The organism is Mesorhizobium sp. WSM4847 (assembly GCF_055811335.1).
Map to the genome: position 1 here is coordinate 1 of NZ_JBVVPY010000055.1, position 7,126 is coordinate 7,126.

Below are 7,126 nucleotides of genomic sequence, written 5' to 3' on the forward strand. Positions count from 1 at the left end.
CACCCCCAATGCGTCCTGGGTTAGCGGCGGCCTTCTGTACTCGCCTCCTTGGGAATAAGCGGAGTTCGGTGCCGATCGATCCACTTGCAATATATCGGACCAGGGTATGATAGAAGCAAATACAAAACTGTGTCTGTCCTCGCTCGCGACGCCGTCAGTGACGCAACGCGTTTCCCGGGTCCGGTACAAGCTGACTCATGGCGCCGTAGTAGCGGCAGTTATCGCGTGCGTAATACTGGTTGCGTTAGCAATCCACCAGAACCTAGCAAGACGGGGTATTGACTTCAGCTTTGCGTATTTGTCTGCGCCTTCACGATTTAACATAAGTGAGGGGTTGGCGCCCGTCTGGACGGGGTGGGCGCCAATTTTCGAAGGTGTAGATGCTGCGTCATCAAATCTGGCGATGCTCGAAGCCGGCCTATTTAATACGATCAAAGTGGCGCTTTTGGCGATCACATTCTCGACAATCGTTGGAGTTGGCTTAGGTGTTTTACGTTTGTCGACCAATTGGCTCGTCCGGAACCTGGCCTTCGCGATTGGCGAGTTCCTCCGGAACACCCCGATACTGATCCAGCTGATGTTCTGGTATTTCGCAGTGTTGTTGCAGTTGCCTTCGGCCGCAAGCGCCACAAACATCCATAAGTGGTTCGTCGTAGAGCAATCCGGGGTATTCTTGCCGTTACCACATCTATCCGACAGTGGAGGGCCCGCGTCAGCTCTTTTCGTCGCAGTCGCAATCGCTTTCCTGGCGGCAGCGTGCCTGCGACGCTTTCCTGCGCGGTGGCGTATAGCGCTATTGGGCGCCGGCCTATGTGTTATTGGTGCGTGTTACGCGTCAGGTTTCGGAATTAATGTTGATTTGCCTGTGCTTGGACGTTTCGGTGCGACCGGTGCATTGCACTTCAGCCCAGAGATGTCTGCCGTCCTGATCACCATCATGGTAAACAGCGCAGGGTACATATCTGAGATCGTTCGTGGGGGAATCGAAGGCCTGGCTAAAGGGCAGTGGGAGGCTGCGGCGGCACTAGGTCTGTCGCGGGCCGACACGATTAGAGATGTCGTGCTCCCACAAGTGTTCCGAATTATTATACCTTCCCTTACCAACCGCTATATCAGCCTGACAAAGGATACGGCTATCGGCATTGCGATCGGCTTTCCGGAGCTATTCAACGTTAGCGGTACCGTGGCCAACCAGACTGGTCGCGATTTCGAGACCGTCATTGTCGTGATGGCGATTTATCTGCTTCTCAGTTGGATAATCAGCGCCCTCGCCAATTTTGTAAACAGACGGATAGCCCTGGAGAGAGCGTGATGATCGCAACATTGCATAGCTGGGCCCGCCGCAACCTTTTTGCGAACCTTATTGATTCCATTCTCTCGATACTCATCGTCGTGGTGCTTGGCTGGCTTTTGGCGGTCTTCCTGCGATGGGTGATCTGGGACGCTTTCTGGCAGAGGATTTACGAGAGCCTTCGGTTGTTTCTGATAGGGCTGTATCCGGCGGACCAAACATGGCGTGCCTGGGTTGCGCTCGCCATTCTGTGCACAGCGGTTGGCGCCGTGCTACTGCCTTGGTCGCGTCGGTTCGGTGTGGCTATATGGCTGACAGCTTGCGGGGCGGCTGTTTTTGTCCTTGCCCCGCCTGGCCTTGACCGCTGGGGTGGGCTTCTGCTCAGCATTATGCTCACGGTCGTCGTCACAACAGCGTCTCTGCCGCTCGGCATTCTGCTTGCGTTCGGCCGCTCCAGCAGCAATCCCAGTCTGCGGGCCTGTTGTACCGGCTATATCGAGGTGATGCGGTCGGTACCACTCATTCTCGTTGTCTACTGGATTTGGATCACCGTGCCGCTATTCGTGCCGGAAGCTTCAATATCCTCGCTGGCGCGCGGCATGATCGGGTTCACTGTCTTCAATGCCGCCTATGTAGCCGAATATGTTCGCAGCGGCTTCCAAGCTGTGCCCCGCGGCCAGCGGGAGGCGGCGCGCTCCCTGGGTATGTCGAACTGGACGATTTCGACTGAGATAGTCTTGCCGCAGGCCCTCCGGGTAGTCCAGCCGGCGCTGGTTGGTAACGTGCTTGACGTTTTCAACGGAGCAACGCTTGTGTTCATCGTCGGACTGATGGATTTCCTGCGCGCCGGACAATTGATATTGGTAGACCCCGTCGCCAGCAGTCAAACAAACGAAGTCTACTTGTTCATGTTCGCGGTATATTTTGTTATGGGTTCAGCGATTACTTTTGGATCGCGCCGAATGGAGGCCCATATGCAAAGGAGTTCGCGTTGATGATTGTATCATCCAATGATTTCGAGCCGGCGATGGTGGCCTTTGACAATGTCAACATGTTTTATGGTTCGTTCCAGGCATTGCGCGACGTGACCTTGTCGGTGGCGGCCGGTGAGGTGCTGGTGCTGATCGGCGCCAGCGGCTCGGGCAAGTCCACACTGATTCGTTGCGTCAATGGCCTGGAAACTTATCACAGCGGTTCCTTGGTGGTTGACGGATGTTCAATGCCAACGATCAAGGACCTACAATTCGGAGGTGGCGAGAAGGCGCTCCATCAAATCAGACGCGGCGTAGGAATGGTGTTCCAGCAGTTCAACCTATTTCCGCATAAGACCGTGATGGAGAACATCGCCCTTGCCCCGATGCGGGTCCGCGGCAAGTCGCGCGACGAGGCGCAGGCTATCGCAATGCGTCTGCTCGAACGTGTCGGTCTGCGAGACCAGGCGCAAAAATATCCCGGCAAGTTGTCGGGCGGCCAGCAGCAGCGCGTCGCCATTGCCCGTTCGCTGGCGATGGAGCCGCACGTTATGTTGTTCGATGAACCCACATCGGCGCTCGATCCGGAATTGGTCGGCGAGGTGCTGGACGTCATGCGCGAGCTCCGCACTGATGGCATGACAATGATGATTGTTACGCATGAGATGGCTTTCGCCCGCGAAGTTGCCGACCGCGTTATCTATATGGATAATGGTGCGGTCGTGGAGGTGGGGCCGCCCGCGCAGATCTTCGACAAACCAACTAGTGAGCGCACCCGGACGTTCCTCTCGCGCGTACTCAAACACTGACATCAAGCGCATTCACGAATACGGCGATCGGCGGGGGGCTGGGTGCCAGCCCAGAATGGGGTGACCGATCCGAGGGAGTGTGAAAAAGGTGGGGTTACGCGGCGAGTACGAGCTGGCCTTATTTCAAGCGGCGGTCGGCCACCGCAGCCCGGACTTGCAGGACCCTGTGAGCGCCTAGCGGCGACGGCGACCAGCGAATCTGTTGCTCCAATGAAAGAATTCAATGGGTTCGCTCGCTTCCCGAGGGATTTCCTTGGCTTCGGTTGTGTTTAGACCAGCGTGTCCGCCGATCAGCTAAATCTCTCTTGTGCCTGGGACAGGTTTTCCTGCCCTTCGGTTCTGAACCATCCTCCAATTCGTGACCCTGTGCCGTTTGAGCTTCGGTCACATAGGTGTATTCGGCTCCCGGCTTCCCATTCTTCTTGGAGAGCGCAGCCCGCCTGCCGGGCTCGCTAGCAGCAGATCAGAACAGCCGGGATATCGTCGACGGTGTGCCTTCCTCACCATTGGCACCGAGCCGTTCGTAGGGGCGCTGGTCGCGCAGTATCTGGAAGGCGATCGTCAAAAGCTTGCGCGCGATGGCAACGCGCGCCTTGTTTATTCCTCTGTAAGCGGTGCGCCAAGGCACCTCCCAATACCGTCTTGTGATGCGTCCATGGTAGGTCAGCCGTTAGTCGGCGCGCCGGCGCCGATCACTGCGGGTTATGGGTGACGTAGTGGAGTTCGCGGAGGGCCGGGATGACGAGGGAGATGTCTTTGTAGGCCTCATAGTCGATGAAGTGCGCGGTCTCGGGCCCCGGCCTGGGCTTTCCGAGGACGGCCTCCCCTTTTTGTCGACGCAGTAGATCAGGATCGGCAGCAGCAGACCGTGGTTGGGGTTGTCTTGGTCGAGTAGCCGTTTCCAGCTTTTGATGTTGAGACTCATTCCCCCTGGCAATGGCCAACGGGCGCGGATCGTAGCGACAATGGGCAGCAAAGGCGAGCAGAGTGGGGTTGAAGCGTATGGCTTCACCATGGCGCTCGACCACGGCGCTCTTCAGATTGGCGTACAAAACAGACTTGGGAACACCGCCCCATCTGTCGAAGGCTTCGACGTGACCGGACAGAAATGCCTCCATTCTGGCATCCAGGAAGAAGCGCAGGAAGATTCGGCGTGATTGGCTCAGCGCAATGACAAGTGCCATGAGGGGTCGTCGCGCCCTGCCGATCTGTATGTGTCCGAAGTGGCCCCAGTCGGCCTGCGCCTGTTCGCCGGGAAGTGTGCGCAAACGCAAATGAGCCTCAGCCTTTTGACGCGGCCGATAGCGGGCGATCATGTGGCGGAAGTGGCCGCCGTCACCGCGGTATCCCCGTTCTTTGACCATGCTGTAAAGCCGCGCGGCGGTCAGGGTGGGGAAAGCGTTCAGGGTCTCAAGGATGAACGGCAAATAGGCATCGATCTGGCTGGCGCTCCGTTCGGATTGCGCTTGACCGCATGACCGAGTTCGCTCTGGGTCGCGGAAAGGGCAGTCTCGACCTCTTCGCGCCAATGGCGACTGGCGTCCGGATACTTGCTCCGCACCTCAGTTCCCGTAGACTAACCCTCGCGGATCAATATCCGGGTCGCGGCCGGCGACTAGGTCGGCGAGGAATTTTCCCGAGCCGCAGGCCATGGTCCAGCCGACATGGCCGTGGCCGGTGTCGAGATAGAGGTTTTTGTAACGCGCTCGGCCGATGACCGGCACGGAGTTCGGCATCATCGGCCGCAGCCCGGCCCAGAGTTCGGCTTTCTTCTCATCGAAGGCGCCTGGGAACAGCTCCTTGCCGGTGCTGAACATGGGGACGAAGTCGCGCGGCTGGAACGTGCGGTCGAAGCCGGTAAATTCGGCGGCCGAGGCAAGACGCAGGCGGTTGCCCAGCCTGGAATAGGCGATCAGCTGGTCTTCGTCGACGCCGCCCATGGTTGGCCCCTTGCTCTCGTCTTCCAGCGGAATGGTCGCGGTGTAACCCTTCACCGGATAGACGGGCAGATCGATGCCATAGCGGCGACCAAGCAGGCCGCTTTCCGGGCCCATCGAGATGACCACGGCATCGGCGGCAACCGGTCCGGCCGAGGTCATTACCGCGCGCACCTTGTCGCCCTCGATGTCGAGGCCCTCGACCGTCGTGCCGTAGAGGAATTTCACGCCGAGCTTCTCGGCGGCATGGGTGGCAAGCTTTTCCACGAACTGCCGGGAATCGCCGGTCTGGTCGATCGGCGAATAGACGCCGCCGGCGATCTTTTCCTTCACCCCGGCAAGGCCCGGCTCGAGCTCGACCAGCCGGTCGCGACCGACGATCTCGATCGGCAGGCCATGCTCGGCCAGATAGCCATAATTGTCAGTGCCGGTGTCGAGGCTGTGCTGCGAGCGGAAGAAATAGAGGATGCCTTTCTTGCGCTCGTCATAGTGGATGCCGGTGTCGGCCGAGATGGCGTTGATGCAGTCGCGCGAATAGAGCGCCAGGCGCAGCTTGACCTGGCTGTTGGCGCGAAGGCGGGCCACCGTGCATTGGCGCAGGAAACGCAGGCTCCAGGCGAGGAAATAGGGATCGAAGCGGAGCCGCACCTTGATGCCGAGATCATGATTGTAGAGCCCGCGCAGAAACGTCTTCATCGCCGCCGGCGAGGCCCAGGCGGTGGCGTCGCCAGGCGACACCAGGCCGGCATTGGACTGGCTGGTGCCGCGCGCAGGCGCCGGATGGCGCTCGATGACGGTGACCTCATGGCCATCTGCGGCCAGATAGTAGGCGGCCGCCGTTCCGACAACGCCGGCCCCAAGCACCACAGCCTTCATGCCATCCTCCAAAGAAATCTTCCGCCCCGTTATCGGCATATCGCTACCGACTTACCATCGACGATATGGACCAAAGGGCTACCCCATTCGTTCTGACGCAAAGCTGCCGGGGCTTGCCGGGAAGACGACGGTGCGATTGCCGTTCATGAAAGAGCGGTGATGAATATGCGCATGGACAGCGCGCGCCAGCACCTGGCTCTCCACATCGCGGCCCAGCGAGACGTAATCTTCTGGGCTCTGTGCATGTGTGACGCGAACTGTGTCTTGCTCGATAATCGGCCCCTCGTCGAGATCGGCTGTGACGTAATGCGCCGTGGCACCGATCAGCTTCACCCCGCGCTCGTAAGCCTGTTTATATGGGTTGGCCCCCTTGAAGCTCGGCAGGAAGGAATGGTGGATGTTGATGATCTGGCCAGACATCCGCGTGCAAAGAGCATCCGACAGAACCTGCATGTAGCGAGCAAGCACGATTAACTCGGTTGCGGTCTGTTCGACAACTTCGATGAGTTGAGCCTCGGCCTGCGGCTTGTTTTCTCTGGTTACCTTTATGTGATGGAAGGGTATGTCGTGATTGACGACCACCTTCTGGTAATCGAAGTGGTTGGAGACGACCCCAACGACCTCGATAGGCAGAGCGCCGATCTTCCATCGGTAGAGCAGATCGTTCAGACAATGGCCGAAGCGAGACACCATCAGCAGGACCTTCATCCGGCTTTCGCCGTCAAACAGCTCCGACTTCATTTCAAATTTATCCGCGATCGGCTTGAAGCTCTTCTTCAATTGCGGCGCCAGGACACCTTCTTCCGAGATGAAGCCCACTCGCATGAAGAATTTTCCGGTGTCTAGGTCGTCGAACTGCGAGCTGTCAACGATATTGCAGCCTTGATCTGAGAGGAAAGTCGAGATCGCAGCTACAATACCACGCGTTGACTTGCAAGATACGGTAAGTACGTACGGAGCCATATTGTAGTCCGCTCTGAGTTGGTGTTGTTTAGGGCAGTTTGCCGCGCTGCAGGGAGCATGTCCGAGTGTCCGCGCTCTCTGCTCGCTGATCCTGCGCCGCTTACCGTGTGGCACTGCCCAGGGATAACAGCTAGAGGAAAATTTGCCCGACTGGTTAGGTGGGGTATAGCGGGAATCTCTCTGCCAGCGTCAACACTCGTTGGGCAATGTTTACGTCGATTTCCAGCCCTTGGCCTGGATTCGCTGCAAGTCGATCTAAAACGTTGGCAATGATCTCTG

General features: G+C 58.4%; 6 protein-coding genes and 1 pseudogene. 3 read left to right on the forward strand and 4 right to left on the reverse strand.

The window, feature by feature from the left end:
* Positions 1-334: 334 nt before the first annotated feature.
* The 3 genes from AC0L28_RS34060 to AC0L28_RS34070 are packed head-to-tail and all read left to right on the forward strand — an operon-like array spanning position 335 to position 3,071.
* Entirely contained in the window at positions 335-1,312 is a 978-nt protein-coding gene (locus AC0L28_RS34060) for an ABC transporter permease subunit (RefSeq protein WP_473482841.1), read from the forward strand.
* Entirely contained in the window at positions 1,312-2,286 is a 975-nt protein-coding gene (locus AC0L28_RS34065; RefSeq protein ID WP_473482843.1) for an amino acid ABC transporter permease, read from the forward strand. Before AC0L28_RS34060 ends, AC0L28_RS34065 begins: the two co-directional genes overlap by 1 nt.
* Positions 2,286-3,071, forward strand: coding sequence for an amino acid ABC transporter ATP-binding protein (locus AC0L28_RS34070; RefSeq protein WP_473482851.1), 786 nt, complete (start codon positions 2,286-2,288; stop codon positions 3,069-3,071). The genes AC0L28_RS34065 and AC0L28_RS34070 overlap by 1 nt, the downstream gene beginning before the upstream one ends.
* A 463-nt stretch (positions 3,072-3,534) precedes the next feature.
* On the opposite strand, the pseudogene AC0L28_RS34075 reads toward AC0L28_RS34070, so the two are convergent.
* The 4 genes and pseudogenes from AC0L28_RS34075 to purU all read right to left on the reverse strand — a co-directional run.
* A pseudogene (locus tag AC0L28_RS34075) lies at positions 3,535-3,681 on the reverse strand (IS110 family RNA-guided transposase); the annotation flags it as partial.
* A gap of 82 nt (positions 3,682-3,763) precedes the next feature.
* Entirely contained in the window at positions 3,764-4,498 is a 735-nt protein-coding gene (locus AC0L28_RS34080; protein WP_473482845.1) for a hypothetical protein, read from the reverse strand.
* A 135-nt stretch (positions 4,499-4,633) separates the two neighbouring features.
* Complete coding sequence (locus tag AC0L28_RS34085; protein WP_473482847.1) at positions 4,634-5,884, reverse strand: D-amino acid dehydrogenase; 1,251 nt, start codon at positions 5,882-5,884, stop codon at positions 4,634-4,636.
* A gap of 78 nt (positions 5,885-5,962) precedes the next feature.
* Positions 5,963-6,847, reverse strand: coding sequence for a formyltetrahydrofolate deformylase (gene purU, locus AC0L28_RS34090; RefSeq protein WP_473482849.1), 885 nt, complete (start codon positions 6,845-6,847; stop codon positions 5,963-5,965).
* Positions 6,848-7,126: the final 279 nt, after the last annotated feature.